Origin of the sequence: Pseudomonas sp. UMAB-08 (assembly GCF_900095225.1) — a bacterium.
In the GTDB taxonomy this organism is placed as follows: domain Bacteria; phylum Pseudomonadota; class Gammaproteobacteria; order Pseudomonadales; family Pseudomonadaceae; genus Aquipseudomonas.
Window position 1 is genome coordinate 1 of sequence record NZ_LT607414.1, and the last position, 21,991, is coordinate 21,991.

The 21,991-nt window shown below is 54.9% G+C and carries 13 protein-coding genes; 6 read left to right on the plus strand and 7 right to left on the minus strand.

Annotation, left to right across the window (positions count from 1 at the left end):
* Nucleotides 1–113: 113 nt before the first annotated feature.
* The 4 genes from avs1c to adhP form a co-directional block, all read right to left on the minus strand.
* Nucleotides 114–398 (minus strand): AVAST type 1 anti-phage system protein Avs1c, encoded by a 285-nt coding sequence (gene avs1c, locus K0F75_RS00005; protein WP_219059718.1) that lies wholly within the window; start codon nt 396–398, stop codon nt 114–116.
* Between the two features lie 8 nt (nt 399–406).
* The gene (avs1b, locus tag K0F75_RS00010) at nt 407–6,232 is read right to left on the minus strand and encodes an AVAST type 1 anti-phage system protease Avs1b (RefSeq protein ID WP_219059719.1); all 5,826 of its coding nucleotides are present in this window, start codon (nt 6,230–6,232) and stop codon (nt 407–409) included.
* Nucleotides 6,225–7,415, minus strand: a complete 1,191-nt coding sequence (gene avs1a / locus K0F75_RS00015; RefSeq protein WP_219059720.1) for an AVAST type 1 anti-phage system MBL fold metallo-hydrolase Avs1a — start codon at nt 7,413–7,415, stop codon at nt 6,225–6,227. Before avs1a ends, avs1b begins: the two co-directional genes overlap by 8 nt.
* Nucleotides 7,416–8,220: 805 nt before the next feature.
* The gene (gene adhP / locus K0F75_RS00020) at nt 8,221–9,231 is read right to left on the minus strand and encodes an alcohol dehydrogenase AdhP (RefSeq protein WP_219059721.1); all 1,011 of its coding nucleotides are present in this window, start codon (nt 9,229–9,231) and stop codon (nt 8,221–8,223) included.
* Nucleotides 9,232–10,020: 789 nt separating this feature from the next.
* Between adhP and mexE the strand changes: the two genes are divergently transcribed.
* The 5 genes from mexE (at nt 10,021) to K0F75_RS00045 (ending at nt 17,871) form a co-directional block, all read left to right on the plus strand.
* Nucleotides 10,021–11,262 carry a multidrug efflux RND transporter periplasmic adaptor subunit MexE gene (gene mexE / locus K0F75_RS00025; protein ID WP_219059722.1) on the plus strand — a complete coding sequence of 414 codons (1,242 nt, stop codon included), beginning with the start codon at nt 10,021–10,023 and terminating at the stop codon, nt 11,260–11,262.
* A gap of 12 nt (nt 11,263–11,274) precedes the next feature.
* On the plus strand, nt 11,275–14,454 hold the full coding sequence (locus K0F75_RS00030) for an efflux RND transporter permease subunit (protein WP_219059723.1): 3,180 nt from the start codon (nt 11,275–11,277) through the stop codon (nt 14,452–14,454).
* The gene (locus tag K0F75_RS00035; RefSeq protein WP_219059724.1) at nt 14,451–15,845 is read left to right on the plus strand and encodes an efflux transporter outer membrane subunit; all 1,395 of its coding nucleotides are present in this window, start codon (nt 14,451–14,453) and stop codon (nt 15,843–15,845) included. Before K0F75_RS00030 ends, K0F75_RS00035 begins: the two co-directional genes overlap by 4 nt.
* A 185-nt stretch (nt 15,846–16,030) precedes the next feature.
* Complete coding sequence (locus K0F75_RS00040) at nt 16,031–17,131, plus strand: tetratricopeptide repeat protein (protein ID WP_219059725.1); 1,101 nt, start codon at nt 16,031–16,033, stop codon at nt 17,129–17,131.
* Nucleotides 17,132–17,508: 377 nt separating this feature from the next.
* Nucleotides 17,509–17,871 (plus strand): histone-like nucleoid-structuring protein, MvaT/MvaU family, encoded by a 363-nt coding sequence (locus tag K0F75_RS00045; protein WP_219060318.1) that lies wholly within the window; start codon nt 17,509–17,511, stop codon nt 17,869–17,871.
* 523 nt (nt 17,872–18,394) lie between these two features.
* Here the strand turns inward: K0F75_RS00045 and K0F75_RS00050 are convergent.
* A complete protein-coding gene (locus K0F75_RS00050; protein ID WP_219059726.1) occupies nt 18,395–18,946 on the minus strand; it encodes a DUF4946 domain-containing protein in 552 nt (183 codons plus the stop codon).
* 153 nt (nt 18,947–19,099) lie between these two features.
* Between K0F75_RS00050 and gloA the strand changes: the two genes are divergently transcribed.
* On the plus strand, nt 19,100–19,621 hold the full coding sequence (gloA, locus tag K0F75_RS00055; protein WP_219059727.1) for a lactoylglutathione lyase: 522 nt from the start codon (nt 19,100–19,102) through the stop codon (nt 19,619–19,621).
* A 67-nt stretch (nt 19,622–19,688) separates the two neighbouring features.
* Here gloA and ahpF read toward each other — a convergent pair whose 3' ends face one another.
* Both ahpF and ahpC read right to left on the minus strand, forming a co-directional pair.
* Nucleotides 19,689–21,251 carry an alkyl hydroperoxide reductase subunit F gene (ahpF, locus tag K0F75_RS00060; protein WP_219059728.1) on the minus strand — a complete coding sequence of 521 codons (1,563 nt, stop codon included), beginning with the start codon at nt 21,249–21,251 and terminating at the stop codon, nt 19,689–19,691.
* Between the two features lie 126 nt (nt 21,252–21,377).
* Nucleotides 21,378–21,941: an alkyl hydroperoxide reductase subunit C gene (gene ahpC / locus K0F75_RS00065; protein WP_219059729.1), complete on the minus strand. Its 564-nt coding sequence runs from the start codon at nt 21,939–21,941 to the stop codon at nt 21,378–21,380.
* Nucleotides 21,942–21,991: the final 50 nt, after the last annotated feature.

Below are 21,991 nucleotides of genomic sequence, written 5' to 3' on the forward strand. Positions count from 1 at the left end.
GCTCAACCGTTCAGTTCGTGGGGCAGGCGTATTTCACCAGATTTGGAAGTCTTTTCCAGAGTTTCCTTAAGGACGATAGTGTCCGCCTACAGGCGGACACTATCATTCTTATTTTAGTGTTCGGAAGGCGTGTTTGCCGTTCGCGTATCGCCCGGCAGTGAGCCCTTCATAACATCCGCAAACTGAACCATCATATTCATCTGCATTCGAACATCCTGATTGACACTCAGAATATCGAGTCTGCCATTTGGCAGGCGCCTCAGAGCCATCAATCCATCCACACAATCGCGAGGAAATGAATATCTTCCCTGATCTATTGAGTTGTGCAGAAGATTGAACCGATGCTCAAACTCTGCTCGTGTCTCTGGTGTTTTCATTGCTTCGATCTTTGGTCGCATACGCTCTCCTATTTCGTTGCACTTAGTATGTCCACAAGCTGCCCATTTATTTCTACCCTCCAGCCAATGCTCCAACCCGGAGGCAGTTGAAGCCCATCACGTCTAATGGATAGGCCGCAACCTTCCCTCATGGGTTTTGCTCCTCTTGCAGCTGTAACTCTGCCATCGCGCCAATAAGATCGGGCAAAGTCGGACGTCGAAGTGCCGCTCAAATGCATGAAGCCTAGAAGAGGCATAGCGGGCGTGAATACGCCCAAAAAAGCGGGTTTGAAATTAACGCTAGAGCAAACTTCGCCAGCAGTGTAGTCATCAATGTTCGGGGCTTCGGTTGAACTGAATGTACGTAACGGTGACATAGGCCAAGCCGGTCGTCCCGTAGGGTAAAGGAATGCCGTTATTTCCAACAGACACGGAGTGTCCCCTTCCATTACCAGCTCATGAAAATCTAGATACAGATGAGTATCGCTTGCAGGAACAAACCCTGCAGAAACACTGCCGTTCAGGCACGAGAGCCACTGCTCGGATGGAGAGGTGAAGCCGAACCGACGCACCAATCTTAAAGGTACCGGATTGTAGGCTCTAAGTGTGCGCTCTATAGGCTCCAAGTCGTTTTCCGACGCGAACGAATAGAGCGACGTATGCAATGCGTATCGAAGCTTCGCGTTCCATCGATTCAATGCTGCGCGCGGGTTTTCGCCGAATGCTTCGCAAACTAAGCCCTCCAGTTGCCAAGCCGTCTCGATATCTAAAGGCGCAGAGTCTTGCTCGAGCTTGTTGGTCATGGCGTCTGCGACTTCTCGCGTAGCTAACCCCTGCGTGGCAAGTGCGTCCCACTCATATTTGACCGAATCAGCCCATACGGGAAGCAGATCGCTCGCAAGATGGGTTTGAGTTTCACGTTTCCCCTGAATTGTTGCTCGCAGGGTTAAAAGCGCAGCAGAAGCTGAATCGGCCCCTTTCCCTGCTGCCCGACCGGCAATTCGAAGCAGTACGGCAATACGGCCGACATGCTTACAGTTGGATTCGATGTTAGGCAAATCAAGCAAGGGTTCAATGCGATTCCAAAAATCCAGAGGCTGGAGTTGCGATAGGTTGTCCAACCCGCCACAAAGAATATCCGCTCGGAATCCATTGCTCATGGAAAAAGCCTGGTCGACAAAAACTCGCATGCCATCAGGATAGGAGTCGATGAGCCACGTCACCAGTTCGGCAGCCTTGTCACGGCGCCCCCATTGAGGATGGTCAATCAGCCACAAAACAAGTTCCAAGAATGAATCCGTTGCACTGGCTGAGCTACTTCCCTCAAGGAACTGATAGGCCGGCAATCTCTCGTCTTCGCATGCGAGCATGAGCTTGACATGCTCCAACACGCATTCTGCAATTAGCGCTCTATCCTCCGCAGTAAGGAGCTCTGCTATCCGCCCCATGAGATGATCCGCGATCCTCCATTTTTCGGCGAAGCGCTCAGTCAGAATTAGAGGGCCATACGACCGGGCCAAAGAATCAGCGTCTGAGGAGTTTTGACTCAGTAAGTTTTCGGCCCCACGAGCTATCTCAGAAAGGTCTCCCCAGATGGACCAGTCGCCATCTTGGAAAGCTTTTAGAGCGCGGATGGCCTCCTCTTTGGCTTGTTCTTTGTTACGCCTGGTTAGGTGTGCCCGGGCTTTCTTGAGAGCATCGGCGGCATCAGAACTCGCTGACGACTTTCCAAACAGCCCAGGCATCATCGAGAAGTCATCATCTAAGTCCTCGGTAGACTCCTGCGCCAACTCCGCCTCATTTGGCTCGAGCCTAGTACTAGAAAACGGATTACCGTCTAACATATCCTTGGCGCTGTTTGAATGATCAGAAGACCCAAGCTCACTCAGAACGCTGGCAAACGCTTGGCGATAGCGAGCGTCTAGATGCTGCTGAAATGCTTCTAGAAACTCCTGACGCTGATCCCGATTGACGTCGGCTTTGACAATGATGCGCATACGTTCCGACATAAGCGCCAGAGCATCATTGTCGTCGCCCTCCTGCTCAATCAATCGAGCGTAAGCTTTTCCCCAGTAGAGCTGATCATTGCTGTCACCGTGCTGAAATATCTCAAGCAGCGCCCAACTGATCTGCCAACTTGCGCTCGACCCCGTTTGGCTCAACATCTGACTTATTGCGCCTTGCTCGTCCAGTGAACCGCCAGGAAACCGCATACCCCGTAAACGTGAAGGTCTATCTATGTCACCCTCACTCGCCTCTTTCAACAGTTCTTCAGCCGTGCCACAAGCCTGGCGCTGAAAGTACCGTACCGCGTTGCCATACTGCCCTCTCCTGCACATCTCTCCCAGCAACTCAGCCTTGCTGAAGCGCACGTACCGCTGAAAAGTCATTTCGCCACTGGCATTGTCCAGGTTCGCAGCAACGCTTGGCAGTATGTGTCGGGCAAGCACCTCTTTTGCAGGAAAGCGCATCAACGTACGGGTCATGAGCGCTAGTTGATCCTCCTTATACCAGCCAGGCCCCATAGAAACTGAAAGCACCGCTTGGTAAATGTCATCCGCCAGCTCCGTTGCGTCCAACTGACTGAAAATAGGAATGAGCTGGAGTAACTCCGGCACCAACTCATGGCGATTTTTCAGATTGCGTTTCACATATTCGTTAAAGCGCTCTGCCAATGTGAACGTCAAGTCAGAATCATTGCTGTCTACCGTCGCCTGCGACAGCCGGCTCAGTACCGTCAATAGGGTTTTGCGGAAGCCTTCCGAGTACATGCCGCACTGATCCGAGAAGCGTTCGTCAATCAGTAAGAGAAGCTTGCCGATCTCGTTGGGGTAGCAGTCCAGGCACAGTGTCAAAATCTGATCGTAAATCTTCGGCAACACCGCCTCGGGGATGGCGTAGCAGTCACTCCACTCTACGCGCTGGATCAAGGTCAAACGCCGTAAAGGCTGCAGCACCACCCTCTCGATATCCAACCAGGTTTGTCGAATGACTGCCGTGCTTTCCTCTACGACCGCGCGCCGTGCCTTGCCATCGCACCAGGCCAGTGCTTTGACGACATCCTCTAGACTGTGTTGCCAGTGTGTTTCCTCCCATGCTAAGACGGTAGGGCACTTAAGATCAGCCTGAAGAAACGAAGATACACGCCACTGTGAAGTGCCTTCGTCGAGAGCCTCCTCATCGACGTTCACTTTATTCACATTAAATATGTTGACCGGCGGTGGTGCAGACAAGAGACCCTGACCAGCGAGGCCGTTGACCAAAGGCCAAGGTGCACGCAAGAGAATCAGTGTGTCTAGGATTGATGTGGTTAGCTCGAGGGATTTCTTGTCGGCCTTCTCTAAAACGGTGGCCATGTCATCAAACACCTTAGAAATCGTTTGATGATTTATAGGCAGGTTGTTGGTTGAGGCGCAGAGGTGGTAAGAGTTCAGCTGACGGACAAGAATTTCCAACAGTGCTGCTGGGGGCTTGTTAGAAAATTGGGGCAATTTTAACAGCGGCAGGTAGTATCCCTGGAGACACATTAAACTTCCCAAAAAATCGCTGAATATTTCATTCAGTACCTCATCGAGCTGCTCCTCGGGGGCATCTTGATAAACATGCTTGAGGTATGCAAAAACTGATTTATTGAACGCCAGTATTTCATGTAGTGCCTCAGCCCGGCCCGCATGAGCCATATACGCAAGAATGTGAATGCGTAGATGAACAAGATCAATGAAAGCCGATACTTTTTGCTTAGGCGCAGTCAAAGCCTCTTCGACAATCTGATCAGCCTTATGCAGCAAATCCAGCGCTGCATCCTTTTCTCCAGCTTGGGTCAATTGCAGCGCGAGCCCTAACACGTGCGCAGGCTGCACAATCAAGTGGCCATACCGAGTGGTGTGCTGCAGTGCCTCATTTGACTTGCCTAACGCGATCAATGCCTTCGCCGCCAATCTGGCGTGCTGGGCAAAAAGAGTGTTGTACCGGAAATGAAGGCGTTGCTGTATCAGCAGCATCCGTACTATTTCGACGGCAGTCGCCACCTGCGTCGCCGCAGCAAGCGTCTCTTCAATGTCAGAAAGCAAAGTGTCTGGATCTGCCCCTCTAGTTACACAATGATCGATCCAATCTTGCTGACAAACAGCAATAGCTTGGATTTTTCCAGCGTCGCCTGCGCGTAGCGTGTGGTAAACAACATTCAACAGTCCGTAGTCGGTCGCCTGCTGTGCGCAGCAATAATCGGCCAGTCGAAGCTGTGTGTTTTGTTCGAGGTGGGCCGTCTTTTCAATCAGAAAATCCGAGAAAGAGGAGTGGTATACAGCCGTCTGCTCAGGGGACAGGAGCAGGTGGCGAATACGGGTTGTTGTGGGAACAAACGCGCCATGTTCGGATCCTGTAAGGATGTTGGCAAACTGCTCCATTGGGATGCCCCATCGAAGCCTGGCCATGATCCCAAGCAGGTTTACCGCTTCCGCGTCGCTCAGCAGTTGCGCCCACAACACATCGTAGTACGCTCGAATACTTCCGCTGAAGGTAGGTAATTCCTCCAGTTCTTCGTCGGTTGCCCCGCCGTTGACGTAATCAATCAGATAATGGAGGTACAAAGGGTGACCTTGCGCACGATCGCAAATTCGAGCGACCAGGGAAGGACTTGTCCTGCCAAACACCAGCCCCTGTTTGCAGAACTCAGTCGCCACATCCCTTTCAAGGGCAGGCATCTGAATGCTGTCGTCCGATTGCAGGCGTTTTCCCAGAGGCGCTGCGACATGGGCATAGCTCGGGCCGGAGAAGATTATGACTAGCCCTTCCTGAAGTTTCTCTGGGAATAGACCGATGAAATTGGTAAAAGCTTCTGCGCCGACCGCAGCCGCTTCATTCAAACCATCGACAAACAAAACGCCAACCTTCTCGCGAGAAGCGTACCGCTCCGCAAGAATGCTAAACAAGCTACTGGTGTTTGTTACGAGCGCTGAGTAGTGCATTTCGGATAGCCTGGCTGGCTTACCGGTACTTTGAAGCGATACGAGTGTGTTGAGCCAATCATGGAAAATTTCTGGCTGAATGCGCAGCGTTGCATTGGTGCCCCGATCCCCCGAGGCAAAGCTATACGTCCCTGCTAGCTCAAGTCGATTCAGTTCTGGTTGAAACGTTTCACAGAATGTCGTCTTGCCAATACCCGGCGCGCCTTCGAGAAACAAAAAACCGCTCGACTTCCGGTTTACTGCTGCCTCAAACCGCTCGGAGAATTCCGGGCGTTCGGCATAGCCCTCGTTGGCAGTCGCTTGTTCCTCTGGCTGTTCCAGATCTATTTGGTTCTTTATCAGAAACTGCCCCAGCTGTACGACGCTAATGGCCCCCAAAGAGTGATCAACAGCAATACGGAGCATCCCGTAGCAGAGTGGACCACAGATGAGTGCTGCTCCGGAAAGACCCCGATAATCCGTCAGCGCAGTGTCCTGCTTCACGGACAGATCTAAGTCCATGGACATTTTTGGTTGGTCCAGTATCTGCGAGACGCGCCCTTCGAGGCGGTGGCCAATTTCAAACTTCACCACTGGGTGGCCAAAGGCGCTCCATTCAGCTCCCTCCCGAGGCAGCGTCGAAGACAGCGCAATAGGCGTTTTAGAACATTTACTCGGCAAGAGCAGAATGCACGCATCCAAACCCGCGTCATAGGCAACAACACTCGCAAAGATCGCCTCTTCGTGACCCTCGCCAAACTCCACAGATATCGGGTTACCGCTGTAGATGGCAGGTGCTACGCAGTGATATGCCGTCAGCACCTTGTCTGCCGAGATCAGCCATCCCGTACCAAGCTCATCGGCACATGTGATTTTGCAGGTAGCAAGCTTGACTTGTTGCTCATTCATTGTCGGCTAATTCCATTTCGATCCAATCGTTCCCACCCTCAATCACTGTAAAGCCAGCGCCAGAGCTGGACTGATATTCACTGAGGCGAATGGATGCAGGTGTTCGGTAGTTGAGGTAGATCTTGCGATGAAACGGTGCAGGTCGATCTACAATCGCCCTAAGCACGGGAAAATCGGGGTGACCATGTTGTTTGCCGTTCGATGAGACCAAGTAAATCGGCGCATCGATCAACTCGAGTAGCGCTGGGCTAGTGTTGCAAACGCTCCCATGGTGTGAAATCTTGATAGCGTCGAACAGCATTGAGTAGCCCGCGGCTGCCAGTTTGTGCAGTTGCTCCAAAAGATCATCTACCCAGCTGTCGGCAAGAAAAAGCATCCGTTTGTTGCCTAACTCGATAATCGTGGCAATCGAACTACCGTTAGGGATGGATGTATCGGGCTCGTAGATGTCATTCAGTCGCTGATTTTGATTCGCGGAAATAAGAACGGGCTTTTTCTTTATCCTTTCTGGCGCATTAGCACAAAGAAATTCAAACGCATCGTCCAACAGCTCCCCTGATCCGACAGGACCCTGATAGCCTTTTTTTCTCAGCTCAGTGATCCACAGACGCTGCAGGTCGTCCATCCTCTCTGCGCTTGGACCAATGACTTGTATGATCGCTGAATGAAGTTCGACTCTCGGCGTGTTAAAGGTACTGATGAGTTGCGTACCATCACCCAAATTCCAATTATAGCCCCCGATGCGAAGCAGGTTGGCTAGGGAGCTTCCTTGCCGTGCGCTGATTTCCTGAGGGCGCGCATCACTGGCCACCGGCTTCGGATACCCCCTTTTGCGTATACTTTCCAGCATCATCCGAGCAAAACCCTCCGGCTCATCTGACGCTTGACACACTAGACTGCGCAAGCTGTTATGCCAGACATGGTCGATCCGAATGATTTGGGGGTTGGCTGCATTGCCATTGGCGCGCAACAGCGCGAGCAAGCCGGAAATGTGGTCAGCATCAATGTGAGTTGCAATGACCAAGCTTAAGCTTTCCCCGCTAAGTGCAATCGATTTCAGGTCATTGCGAATGTGCTGGTCGAAGGTCGAAGCGTAACCACCATCGATCAGAATGTTAACGCCCTCGAAACGGATCAGGAATGCATCACCATTGCCTGCGGGATACATCTTTATCTTCAGCATAATGGGGTCATTCACTGGCTCAGGAAAGTAGTTGTTTATGCTACCTCACCGTCTTTTTAAACGCGGTTCGGTAAGCGAGCGTCAGACGCTAGCAAAACGCCATATTCACGTCCAGGATACTGACCGCTCCTAGCCAAAAGTAGTCTGTCGTGTCCGTCCGCTTTGGGTCGAACACAACTGATCGCAGGTGCTGCTCTCGAGCGAGAGCGGATTAGCTCGTCCTTGATGAGCCCTGGACCCTCCTTCCAGATCAAAAGTGGAGTTCCACTGCAAGCCACCCCGCACCAGCCTGGTCTTCTGTCAGAAATCGCCATTCGCGATCGCTCGCACATCCGGTGCAAATGGGGGCACAATTGGGGGCACAATTAGTTTTTTTCTGGTTGTAAATACCGTGCTAGAGCGAAGTCAAAATGTTTTTGGGGGATCCGGATAGCCTCTAAGAGGAGGTGCAGGCCCCCTGAAAGGCCTGCTTTAACTGATCGAAACGTCTTTTAACTTTCCATTGCCATCCGTCAAAATCCGCTTTATTCCTGACCGTCCGGGGCATAATTAGGTCAGTTTTCTACTTTTGAAAAAGGATGCCCCCTGCCATGAATGCGGACCTTGAGAGCAACGCTATGCTCGACACCCTGCCCACCAAAGACAGCGATACGGATACCATCGCGCGCTTTGAACATGGCACACCCAGCACTTTATCTCGTTAAGTAAAACGGGCGCAATTGTGTGAAAGTCGAAAAGCAAGTGACAACCAATAACACCTGAATCAACGGAATTGGCAGCCACCTAGGCGACTGCCAATGGCCTTTTAATTACTTAAATCAATCACCATACGGCCCTTGATTTTTCCTTGCTGCATTTCGTCGAAAATCTCATTGATATCTTCGATAGGCCGCAATGTTACCTTAGGCACCACCTTGCCTTGCGCGGCAAACTCGAAGGCTTCAACGAGGTCTTGTCGAGTGCCTACCAGTGAGCCAACCACCTCGATCCCGTCAAGCACCAACCGAGGAATATCTAGACTCATGGCTTCAGGAGGAAGCCCGACTGCGACCAGGCGTCCACCGGCACGCAGGGCATCCACCGCAGAGTTGAACGCAGCCTTCGCTACGGCCGTCACGACAACAGCGTGGGCTCCGCCGACCTTCTCCTGAATAACTTTCGCGGCATCCTCGTTGCGTGAATTGATGACCAGATCGGCCCCCATTTCGCTGGCGAATTGCAGTTGATCGTCGTTAATGTCCACGGCAATGACTCTGGCGTTGAATACATTTTTAGCATACTGCAACGCCAGATTTCCCAGGCCGCCCAGCCCGAAGATCGCAATCCATTGCCCGGGGCGAATGTTGGAAACCTTTACGGCTTTATAAGTCGTTACTCCAGCACAGGTCACGCTGCTCGCCGCAGCAGAATCAAGCCCATCTGGCACTTTCACTGAGTAGTCGGCGACGACAATGCACTCTTCAGCCATTGCTCCATCCACGGTATAACCGGAGTTTTTTACGTCGCGGCAGAGTGTTTCGTTGCCGCTGTTACAGTATTCACAATGCCCGCACCCTTGGAAGAACCACGCCACGCTGGCACGATCACCGGGCTTTAGAGAGGTGACGCCTGGCCCTACCTCCTTCACGATACCTATGCCTTCATGGCCAAGGATCACCCCAGTTTTATCACCGAAATCACCGTTCTTGACGTGCAGGTCGGTATGGCAGACGCCACAGCACTGCATTTTGAGGAGGGCCTCACCATGTTTCAAAGGCCGCAATGTTTTTTCGATCACGTTCACACGATGCCCTTGGGCAACAACAGCAGCTTTCATGCTTATCTCCTTGTATCCGTGAGTGAGCTTGCGTTACAGCTGGATCCTTATAACCAGCCCTCGTAATGGGCCGGCGCTGTGGGATTCGAGTGCAGATCTGGTGCCTATGCATTATTGCGGAGTTCGTGTAGCAGCTTACATCCGACTCAGCCAAGTCCAATAAGTGCTAGCGAATTACAGCAGCAAATACCAATAACCCACACCCAGAGACCCAACCATTCATGCACTCCAAGGTCTGGCGCAATGCTCGCAACCGCTGACGGCCCCGCTGTCAGGGATTCAATTAGCACGCTGCTACGTGAAATCTGAGTCTGAAGGGCTCTACGGACATTCACGCTTTCAATCTCCGGCGCGTACTTTTATGCCATAAAAACCGAGGCCGACTTTTTCAACAGAATCGTCCGAAAGCAGCCAAACAGAAATGACGATAACCCCCATAGTCAGGATACTCTCGCGGAAACGCCCCCCCTTCTACGTCGCCCCGAAAATCCCGATAAAAACGCTACACTGAAAACCACCCAATACCAAAACGGTATTGGGTAAGGAGTCGCCATGTGCGATCGCTCGTGTACCACGTGCTAGTGGGGGCAAAATTTACGATCCGAATGCGTGAAAACCCCAGCCAGCGCCCTGGTGAAATGTTCTTTGGCGACCCGGATAGCCTGGTCTAGAGCCTCATCGTCGGCTTTATATCATTCTGAATAATACTGACCTTCAGCTCATTCGATTCGTGCAATACAACCCGCCAGAACAAAATCCGCCAACTTAACAATTTGATGGATTATTCCCATGGCACAGTCATTCAAACACGTGCGCTACCCCCTTGCCGCCTTGGCCTTGGTCGTGATCAGCGCGTGTGGTCGCGATCCTGCAGCGACTGTGGCTCCGGCAGCAGCAAAAGTCACCGTGGCCAAGGTGCTGGAACAGCCCGTCAATGAATGGGATGAGTTCACCGGACGCCTTGAGGCGCCGGAAACCGTTGAAATCCGCCCGCGGGTTTCCGGTCAGATTGATCAAGTTGCCTTCACTGAAGGTGCGTTGGTCAAAAAAGGCGACCTGCTATTTCAGATAGACCCCCGCCCTTTCCAGGCTGAAGCCCGTCGCCTCGAAGCCCAACTGCAACAAGCACGTGCCAATTCGACACGCAGCGGCAATGAAGCCCAGCGCGGCCAACGCCTGCTGACCAGCAATGCTATTTCCGCCGAACTCGCCGACTCGCGCAGCAGCGCCGCCCAAGAAGCCAAAGCCGGCGTCGATGCCATCCAGGCGCAACTCGATCTGGCTCGTTTGAACCTGAGCTTTACGCGCGTAACTTCGCCGATCAGTGGCCGCGTCAGCCGTGCCGAAATCACCGCCGGCAACATTGTGACTGCGGATGTCACGCCGCTGACCAGCGTGGTGTCCACGGACAAGGTTTATGCCTATTTCGATGCCGATGAGCGGGTTTATCTGAAATACACCGAGCTGGCTCGCAAAGGCCAACGTGGCCAAAGCACGCCGGTGTTCCTCGGTCTGTCGAATGAAAGTGATAACCCGCATCAGGGCCAGATGAATTTCGTCGACAACCAGGTCAACCCGAAAACCGGGACCATTCGAGGTCGTGCAGTTTTCGATAACACCAACGGCCAATTCACTCCGGGCTTGTACGCCCGTCTCAAGCTGGTAGGCAGCGGCACTTACTCTGCTGTGCTGATCAATGACGAAGCAGTCGGCACCGACCTGGGGAAAAAATTCGTGCTGGTCATGGGGGCCGACAACAAACCGGCCTACCGCAGCGTGGAACTCGGTCCGAAGCTCGAAGGTTTGCGCATTGTGCGCAGCGGCCTGAGCAAAGACGACACCATCGTGGTCAAGGGCCTGCAACGGGTGCGTCCGGGGCAAGCGGTAGACCCTGAAACAGCCTTGATGGCCAGCGCCGAGACCCTCAACGCCCTGCATAAGCAGCGCCAAGCACTCGAGGCCAGCAACCTGAAGCCCGTCGAGCCCAAGCTTGCGGTCAAACTTGCCAGCACTGCTTCGCCACGCGGTTAAGGGATAACCATAATGAACTTCTCTCAATTCTTTATTACGCGTCCGATCTTTGCGGCGGTGTTATCGCTGCTGATCCTGATCGCTGGCGCCATCTCACTGTTCCAGCTGCCGATCAGTGAATACCCGGAAGTCGTGCCACCCACCGTCGTGGTCCGTGCGAACTTCCCGGGGGCGAACCCCAAGGTCATCGGTGAAACCGTGGCTGCACCGCTGGAACAGGCGATCACCGGCGTCGAGAACATGCTCTATATGTCCTCGCAGTCCACCGCTGACGGCAAGATCACCCTGACCATAACCTTCGCGCTGGGTACTGACCTGGACAACGCTCAGGTGCAGGTGCAGAACCGTGTGACCCGGACCGCACCCAAGCTGCCGGAAGAAGTGACACGCATTGGTATCACTGTGGACAAGGCCTCCCCCGACCTGACCATGGTGGTGCACTTGACCTCACCGGACAAACGCTACGACATGCTCTACCTGTCCAACTATGCCTTGCTCAATATCAAGGATGAATTGGCGCGTCTGGGCGGTGTCGGTGACGTGCAGCTGTTCGGTATGGGCGACTATTCGTTACGTGTCTGGCTTGATCCGAACAAGGTCGCTTCACGCAACCTGACCGCGACCGACGTCGTGACTGCGATCCGTGAACAAAACCGTCAGGTCGCTGCCGGGTCCCTTGGTTCACCACCGGCGCCGGGTACCACTAGCTTCCAGATGTCGGTGAACACTCAAGGTCGTCTGGTCAGTGAGGAAGAGTTCGAAAACATCATTATTCGCTCCGGCGCCGGAGGGGAAATCACGCGCCTCAAGGACATTGCCCGGATCGAGCTTGGCTCCAGCCAGTATGCATTGCGCTCCCTGCTGAATAACCAGCCCGCAGTGGCGATCCCGATCTTCCAGCGCCCCGGCTCCAATGCCATTGATATCTCCAACGAAGTTCGCGCCAAAATGGCCGAGCTGAAGAAGAACTTCCCGGAAGGCATGGACTTCTCGATTGTCTATGACCCGACGATTTTCGTCCGTGGTTCCATTGAAGCAGTGGTCCACACGTTGTTCGAAGCACTGATCCTGGTCGTGCTCGTGGTGATCCTGTTCCTGCAGACCTGGCGCGCCTCGATCATTCCACTGGTGGCTGTTCCAGTCTCACTGATTGGCACCTTTGCCGTGATGCACATGTTCGGTTTCTCGCTGAATGCGCTGTCGCTGTTCGGGCTGGTACTGGCCATCGGTATCGTGGTGGACGATGCCATCGTAGTGGTGGAGAACGTCGAACGTAATATCGAGCTAGGACTGACGCCGGTCGAAGCGACCAAGCGCGCCATGCGTGAAGTCACCGGACCGATCATCGCCACCGCGCTGGTATTGTGCGCAGTGTTCATCCCGGCGGGATTCATCTCCGGGTTGACCGGGCAGTTCTATAAACAGTTCGCCCTGACGATTGCGATCTCTACAGTGATCTCCGCGTTCAACTCCTTGACCTTGTCGCCGGCCCTGGCCGCCGTGTTACTTAGAAGCCACGATGCGCCGAAGGATGCCTTTTCCAGATTTCTCGATAAGTTGTTCGGGGTCTGGTTGTTCCGGCCGTTCAACCGATTCTTCGACAAAGCCAGCCGTGGCTATGTAGGAACCGTCGGCAGGGTTATCCGTGGCAGCGGCATCGCCTTGTTTGTCTACGCGGGTTTGATCGTGATGACCTGGTTCGGCTTCGCCAACACGCCGACCGGTTTCGTGCCTGCACAAGACAAGCAGTACCTGGTGGCCTTTGCTCAACTGCCGGATGCGTCAAGCCTGGACCGTACCGAAGATGTGATCAAACGCATGTCTGACATCGCGCTCAAACAGCCCGGTGTAGAAAGTGCTGTCGCCTTCCCCGGCCTGTCGATCAACGGCTTCACCAACAGCCCTAACGCGGGCATCGTCTTCGTTACCTTGAAGCCGTTCGACGAGCGTAAGGACAAGAGCGAATCGGCGGGTGCCATTGCCGGTGCCTTGAACGGTAAGTTCGGTGTCATCCAGGAAGCCTACATGGCGATCTTCCCGCCACCGCCGGTGCAGGGACTCGGCACTATTGGCGGCTTCCGCCTGCAAATCGAAGACCGTGGCAACCTGGGTTACGAAGAGCTGTACAAAGAAACCCAGAACGTCATCAACAAGAGCCACAGCGTTCCAGAACTCGCGGGCTTGTTCACCAGCTACACGGTCAACGTGCCACAGGTCGATGCCGCTATCGACCGTGAAAAGGCCAAAACCCATGGTGTAGCGATCTCGGACATCTTCGATACCCTGCAGATTTATCTGGGTTCGTTGTATGCCAACGACTTCAACCGTTTTGGCCGTACCTATCAAGTCAACGTTCAGGCTGAACAACAATTTCGTCTGGAGGCTGAGCAGATCGGTCAACTGAAAGTGCGCAACAACGTCGGCGAAATGATCCCCCTGGCGACGTTCATCAAGGTCAGCGATACCTCCGGGCCTGATCGCGTCATGCACTATAACGGCTTCATCACGGCTGAAATCAACGGTGCAGCCGCGCCCGGCTACAGCTCCGGGCAAGCGCAGAGCGCCGTTGAAAAACTGCTCAAGGAGGAATTGCCCAACGGCATGACCTACGAGTGGACTGACCTGACGTATCAGCAGATTTTGTCCGGCAATACCGCCCTGTTGGTCTTCCCGCTCTGCGTACTGCTGGCGTTCCTGGTGCTGGCGGCCCTGTATGAAAGCTGGAGCCTGCCACTGGCGGTGATCCTGATCGTGCCGATGACGCTGCTGTCAGCCATTACCGGGGTCATCATTGCCGGTAGCGACAACAACATCTTCACCCAGATCGGCTTGATCGTACTCGTGGGGCTGGCCTGCAAGAACGCGATCCTGATCGTCGAGTTTGCCAAAGACAAACAAGATGAAGGCATGACCCCGCTGGCTGCGGTACTGGAAGCTTGCCGTCTGCGTCTGCGTCCAATCCTGATGACCTCCTTCGCGTTCATCATGGGTGTTGTGCCTCTGGTCCTGTCCAGCGGTGCCGGTGCAGAGATGCGTCATGCCATGGGCGTGGCGGTGTTCTCCGGGATGCTCGGGGTGACCTTCTTCGGCCTGCTGCTGACACCCGTGTTCTACGTATTGATCCGTAACTATGTGGGACGCAAGCAGGCTCGTAACGCTGACAAGGCCCTGACGCTGGAGGCGCAACAATGAGCGTAAAACTCTTTCTCCCGAGCCTTCTGGTCCTTGCCCTCGCGGCCTGCGCCGTCGGCCCGGACTATAAAACCCCGGACACCGCACCGGCTAAGGTCGAATCAGCGGCACAAGGTCACTACGACCGCAGTCACCTTGAAACCGTCTGGTGGCAGCAGTTCGATGACCCGATTCTCAACCAGTTGGTGGCCCAGTCGTTGACCGGGAACCGTGAATTGCGCGTCGCTTTCGCCCGTTTGCGCGCAGCCCGTGCGATTCGCGATGACATCAGCAACGATGCCATGCCGGTGATCACCAGCCGCGTCAGCAGCGATCTGGGCAAAGGTCAGCAACCAGGGACCACGACTCAGCGAGTCAACACCGAGCGCTATGACCTGGGACTGGACATGGCCTGGGAGCTCGACCTGTTCGGGCGGATCCAGCGCGAACTGGAAGCCAGCACTGCCGATCAGGAGGTGGCCGAAGCCAATCTTTACCAACTTCAGGTCACCATGACCGCCGAGTTGGTCGATGCTTACGGGCAACTGCGGGGCGCACAGCTGCGCGAAGGCATTGCTCGGGCCAACCTGAAGAACCAGCAGGACTCGCGCACCATTACCGTGAACCTGCGTGAAGCCGGTGTCGGCAATGAGCTCGACGTAGTGCGGTCCGATGCACGACTGGCCGCCGTCGAGGCCACGGTGCCGCAACTGCAAGCAGAACAAGTGCGCCAGCGCAATCGCATCGCCACGCTGCTGGGCGAGCGGCCAGAGGCGCTGACCATCGACCTGAGCCCGGCTAAATTGCCGGCCATCGCCAAAGCTTTGCCCATCGGCGATCCGACTGAGCTGCTGCGCCATCGTCCCGACGTGCGCAGCGCCGAGCGCCAACTGGCGGCTGCGACGGCGCGCATCGGTGTCGCGACTGCGGACCTGTTCCCTCGCGTCAGCCTCAGTGGGTTCCTGGGCTTCACGGCCGCACGCGGCTCGCAACTCGGCTCCTCAGCCGCGCAAGCCTGGGCGCTTGGTCCAAGCATTACCTGGGCCGCGTTTGACCTCGGCAGCGTGCGTGCGCGGATTCGGGGCGCCGATGCTCAAGCCGACGGCGCCTTGGCCACCTATGAACAGCAGGTGCTGCTGGCCCTGGAAGAGTCGGAAAATGCCTTCAGCGACTATGCTAAACGGCAACAACGCCTGATCTCTCTGCTGCGTCAAAGCGAAGCCAGTCGTTCCGCTGCTGACTTGGCATCTATTCAGTACCGCGAAGGCACAGTGGACTTCCTTGTGCTGCTCGATGCCGAGCGTGAGCGATTGGCCGCCGAAGATTCTCAGGCCCAGGCCGAGGTCGAGATGTATCGGGGGATTGTTGCCATTTACAAGGCATTGGGGGGTGGCTGGCAGCCACAGGCTTGATGCCTGCAATCCCTCCAGTGATGGACTCCATCGGTTAACCTTTCAGCCCCGCGTCCTTTCGGTCGCGGGGCTTTCTTGTGCCTCCCCCTCCAAAAACCACGTTGCCGGGCCTGCCGGGATGATTGTCGTTTGACAGCTGCCAGTCACTCCGTGAAGCTGCAAGCCGTCATGGACTGGATACAGGTATGCCAAAACCGCCTTTTAAAGGTTCCTCCACTGAGCCAAAAACCGGCCGTCAGTGGCGCCTCGGTTACACGATCACGCTATCAATCATTGTTTTTGGCGCAGGCTTCCTGTTGTTTCGCAGCCCCCCTTCCACTCCGCCGACCTTTGCCACCCCACACGGTTACTCCCAAGCCGTGGAACAAGCGCACAACGGTAAGCCGGGAGCGGCTCGGGTGCTCTATCAACAGTTGTCGCGTACCGACCTGTCTGACGTCCGCCGCGTCAACTTGCTGGTCGAGTTGCCCAACTACCCCAGCCCACAGGCATTGAAACTGGCAAACAGTGATTTACACCACAGCGCGCCAGCGGTCCGGCAAGCGGCGATTGATGCCATCGTCAAGCTGGTTTCCGGCAGTCAACGCAGTGTGTTGCTGGGGCCTCTGCTCGATGAAACTGACCAGGCCACGCGCTTCAGTGCAGCGGAAGCCCTGCTGGGTCTGACACCTGATGAGTTGGGGCTATACTTTGGCCCGCTGGAGCAGGTCGTTGAACAGTATGAGCATGTCCTCGCTGGCCAGCCGCCGACCAGTCAGAGTCAGCTGCAACTGGCCACCCTTTATCTGCACAGCGGTGATCAGATTCCGGCCATGAAGGCCCTGGAACAGGCGCTCGCGCTGGACCCGAATAATCTGCAAGCCGGACTGGCGCAGATTGCCGCGTTCGATAAGCAGGGCCAGGTCGACAAGGCTCGGCAGCTGCTGGGTCAACAGCTAGAGCGCAACCCCAAATCCGCGATGCTGCAACACGTATTGGGTCTGTGGCTGCTGCACCATGGGCAAAGCGAATATGCCCTGCTTGCATTGGCAAAAGCGCTGGAGCTTGAGCCGGAAAATAATGGCTACCGCTATGACCTGGCCGTTGCCTTGCACGACCTCGATCAACTGGAGGCGGCACAGAAGCAGCTCGAAGAAATCGTACAGCGTCATCCCGCCAATCGCGACGCACGGGTCCTGCTGATTCGTTACTGGCAAGAAAGTGGGCAACTGCAAAAAGTTCAGGTACTGCTTGCAGAACTGGAGCAGCAGAATCCGGACGACCCCGCGCTTCAACAGGGCCTCTAGTGCTCTGATATAGCCGCCGGAAGCCGATGTTACTGGTTTTCCGATGCGCGGTTAATATCGGAAATTACTTACACCGCGCTTCATCTGATACCACAGAGAATTAGGGCAGTGGCAAAGTGAAATTCCGCATTCACTATAATCATTTGCATAAAGACTATTTTCTAACTCGAAAAAAAAGTGCATTATTTACCTGCAACTGGTTAACAACTACCCTTTTTTCCACTTGAGCGTGACTGACCGCAAGCCGTTAGTTTCTTCACAGAAGGAACGCGCTCAGGGGTTGTGGTAGAGAATTGAACGAAGGAATCGGCCAGAAGCTCTTGCCTTATAGCTTTGTCGGGCTGGGAACAGCCAACTACACTGTCGGAGTAATATATTTGTCTAGACTCGCCGAGTTTCGCGCAGCAGAAAAAGCCCTTCAAGAACAGCTGGCACAGCTGGAGTCCTTGAAGAATGACGCTGGACTAAAGAAGGAGATCGAATTCGAACAGAAGCTTCAGGGCTTGATGAGCAGCTACGGCAAGAGCCTGCGCGACATCGTCGCCATACTCGACCCCAACAGCTCGTCGTCTCAGGTCGCGCCTACAGGTCCAAAACGCCGCAGAGCACGTGTCGTGAAGGTTTATCAGAACCCGCACACAGGTGAGTTGATTGAAACCAAAGGCGGCAATCACCGCGGTCTGAAATCCTGGAAAGAGCAATACGGTGTCGATACCGTAGATTCATGGCTTCGCACTTGATCGAAATCATCGAACTTAAAAGGCCCTGCTGTGCAGGGCTTTTTATTGCCTGTCAACTTCACTGCCATGGCAATGTGTAACTGGTTCAGCCTTCCGACAGAAAAATAGTCACGAACAGTGTCGTAAGTAGTTAAATCAGGTACCCATTCATACAGGTATTTCAGATTTTTCCTACCTCCCCCTGTTTGACTGTCCTCCCGTGCGGCATTAGTCGGTGATGTAACAAAATAATAACAGGCAGCTTACTTGAAGGCAGACCATCTAGTGGCTATTCGATGCTACCGCTTGCGCACATCTAATAATGGTCAGCCCGGCGATACACCGAGGCGCTCGGCCCTGATTGCGGGAGCTGCATCCGCCCGGCACCATCGTGCTCACTAGTCGGACAGATTTTTCACTTCACACATTTTTCACATCAATTCTTACAGGATGAGCGCTGCTAAAGGATTAGCGCCCCAATACCCGCTTCGGCGGGTTTCTTTTTGCCTGTTATTTGGCGCCAGCGCTGTTCGCGCCTTTGCGTTTACGGCGCAACCACCAAGTGCAGACTGTCCCGAATACGCTGCACCTCCTCTTTGCTCGCGACGTAGCCATCGGCAGAGCCCGCGTATGAAAGTGACCAGGCCATGTCGTGGTTTGCTGCCGCGACCAGCGTCTGAGTCATGACGTGCCCGCCGTTCTGAGTGATGGTGCAGGTGGTTTCCAGCGCCGGAAGATCACTCAGAGTGCTTTCATGGATCTTGCTGCAAACGCTCTGAAATCCACCCCGGACAAAGTCGATCTGGACCGATTTTCGCATTTCCAGCAATACGCTCTGCACGTTGACATCATGCCCCGGCTGAAGCCGCGACTGAGTCAACTCCATGACCATGATCGGGTCGCCATTCTGATCATTCTTGACTGCGCGTTGTCTCATTTGCACTGACGGCTGCGCTGCGGCATCAGCGGCTGGTGGCAAAGGCTCGACTTCCCAGCCGCTTGGCCAGGTGATCAACACATCGGCCGCATGCACACCGCTCAGGCCGAGCAGCAGGCACAGGCTTATCAAGGATGATCTGCGTTGCAGGTAAATCATGATCGGGACTACCAGGACAATGAGCCGGAAAGTTTGAGCCTGTCACCGCCAACGGACAAGGCTTTGCCGCCTTTTTATCACCGCCCGGGTTTGGCACTGACTGCCCTGCCCCGTATCATTTGGCGATTACAGATTTTTTAACGGGAGATACCCATGAGCTTGCACGAACTGAACACCTTTGCCGGCGTCACCGCCACCCCGGATGTCGCGACACAAGGCTTTGTGTTCAACCACACTATGCTGCGAGTCAAGGACATTACGGCTTCCCTGGATTTCTACACCCGCGTATTGGGCTTCAGCCTGGTTGAAAAACGTGACTTCCCTGAAGCGGAATTCAGCCTGTATTTCCTTGCATTGGTGGATAAAGGACAGATCCCGGCAGACGACGCCGCTCGCAACCAGTGGATGAAATCCATTCCCGGGATTCTGGAGCTGACTCACAACCACGGTACCGAGAACGACACAGCCTTCACCTACCACAACGGCAATACCGACCCGCGCGGTTTTGGCCATATCTGCCTCTCCGTTCCGGATGTTCACGTGGCGTGCGAACGCTTCGAAAGCCTGGGCGTCCCGTTTCAGAAGCGCCTGGCCGATGGCCGCATGAACAACTTGGCCTTCATCAAAGACCCGGATGGCTATTGGGTCGAAATCATTCAACCGACGCCGCTCTGACCTCAAAATACGGTGTTATGAAAAAGCCCCCTGCATGCAGGGGGCTCCTTAGTCGCAATCGCCTGAATCACTCCGGCGCAGAAGTACGGATCAAGTGATCAAACGCACTCAGCGATGCTTTTGCACCTTCGCCCAGCGCGATGATGATCTGCTTGTAAGGCGCTGTGGTGACATCACCGGCTGCGAAAATCCCGGGAATAGAAGTCTCGCCACGGGAATCAACAACGATCTCGCCGCGCGGTGACAACTCGATGGTGCCTTTGAGCCAGTCGGTGTTAGGCAGCAAGCCGATCTGGACGAAGATCCCTTCTAGCCCGATGGTCAATGTTTCGCCTGATTGGCGATTTTTGTAGAGCAAGCCGTTGACCTTTTGACCGTCGCCGGTCACTTCCGTGGTCTGCGCGCTGGTGATCACCGTCACGTTCGGCAGGCTGTTGAGCTTGCGCTGCAAGACAGCGTCGGCACGCAGCTGGACATCAAACTCCAGCAAGGTGACATGACTGACGACACCCGCCAGGTCGATGGCCGCTTCTACACCCGAGTTGCCACCACCAATCACGGCGACACGTTTACCCTTGAACAGCGGGCCATCGCAATGCGGGCAGTACGCCACGCCACGGTTGCGGTATTGCTGCTCACCGGGGACGTTCATTTCGCGCCATCTTGCGCCGGTCGCGAGAATCACGGTCCTGGACTTGAGCGAGGCGCCGCTGGCGAACTTCACTTCGTGCAACGCTCCGTCCTTGCCCGGAATAAGCTGATCCGCGCGCTGCAGGTTCATGATGTCGACGTCGTATTGCTTGACGTGCTCTTCCAGCGCAACGGCCAGTTTAGGACCCTCGGTGTGCTGGACAGAGATGAAGTTCTCGATGGCCATGGTATCAAGCACCTGACCGCCAAAACGCTCAGCCGCAACACCGGTCCGAATACCTTTGCGTGCCGCGTAGACCGCAGCCGCCGCACCGGCGGGGCCGCCACCGACTATCAGTACATCAAAGGCTTCTTTGGCATTGAGCTTTTCAGCTTGCCGATCACTAGCGCTGGTGTCGATCTTGGCCAGAATTTCCTCCAGGCCCATGCGACCCTGACCAAACAATTCGCCGTTCAGGTAAACGCTCGGCACAGACATGATCTGCCGGTCAGTGACTTCGGCCTGGAACAATGCCCCGTCGATGGCGACGTGACGGATGCCAGGGTTGAGCACGGCCATCAAGTTCAAGGCTTGAACGACGTCCGGGCAGTTCTGGCAAGACTGGGAAAAATAGGTTTCAAAATTGAATTCACCCTTGAGCGAGCGAATCTGTTCGATAACGTCCGCACTGGCTTTGGACGGATGACCGCCGACTTGCAACAGCGCCAACACCAGCGAGGTAAATTCGTGGCCCATGGGGATGCCGGCAAAGCGCAGGCTGATATCGGCTCCCGGGCGGTTCAGCGAGAACGACGGCGTGCGCGCATCGGTCCCGTTGTCGAGCAAGGTGATGTGCGGCGTCAGACTGACGATATCTTTGAGCAGCGCGAGCATTTCTTCGGATTTCGCGCCGTCATCAAGGGATGCAACGATCTCGAACGGCAGGGTAACCCGCTCCAGGTATGACTTCAGCTGGGCTTTAAGATTGGCGTCCAACATGAGGGCGATTTCCTTTTTTTGTACGCTAGAAAAAACAACGCCCAGGCGATGGTCGCCCGGGCGTTTTTGGGGGCGATGCGGTTTACGTGCTTAAGAGCTCATGGCCCCCAGCCGATGCATGTCGACTTAGATCTTGCCGACCAGGTCAAGAGACGGGGCCAGAGTGGCTTCGCCTTCTTTCCATTTGGCTGGGCAAACTTCGCCTGGGTGAGCAGCAACGTACTGGGCAGCTTTGACCTTGCGCAGCAGCTCGGAAGCGTCACGGCCTACGCCGCCATCGTTGAGTTCAACGATTTTGATCTGACCTTCCGGGTTGATCACGAAGGTGCCGCGGTCAGCCAGACCTGCTTCTTCGATCAGTACATCGAAGTTGCGCGAGATCACGTGAGTCGGGTCACCGATCAATGGGAACTGGACTTTGCTGATCACCTCGGAGGTGTCGTGCCAGGCTTTGTGGGCGAAATGGGTGTCAGTCGACACGCCGTAGATTTCAACGCCCAGTTTCTTGAACTCAGCGTAGTTATCAGCCAGATCGCCCAGTTCGGTAGGGCAAACGAAGGTGAAGTCAGCTGGGTAGAAGAATACGACAGACCATTTGCCTTTCAGGTCGGCTTCAGAGACGTCGACGAATGCGTTGTTGGCGAACGCAGTGGCTTTGAATGGCTTGACTTGGCTGTTGATGATAGGCATCGATGAATCTCCTGATGGTTGGAAAAATCTATGAGATGGATCTTACGCAC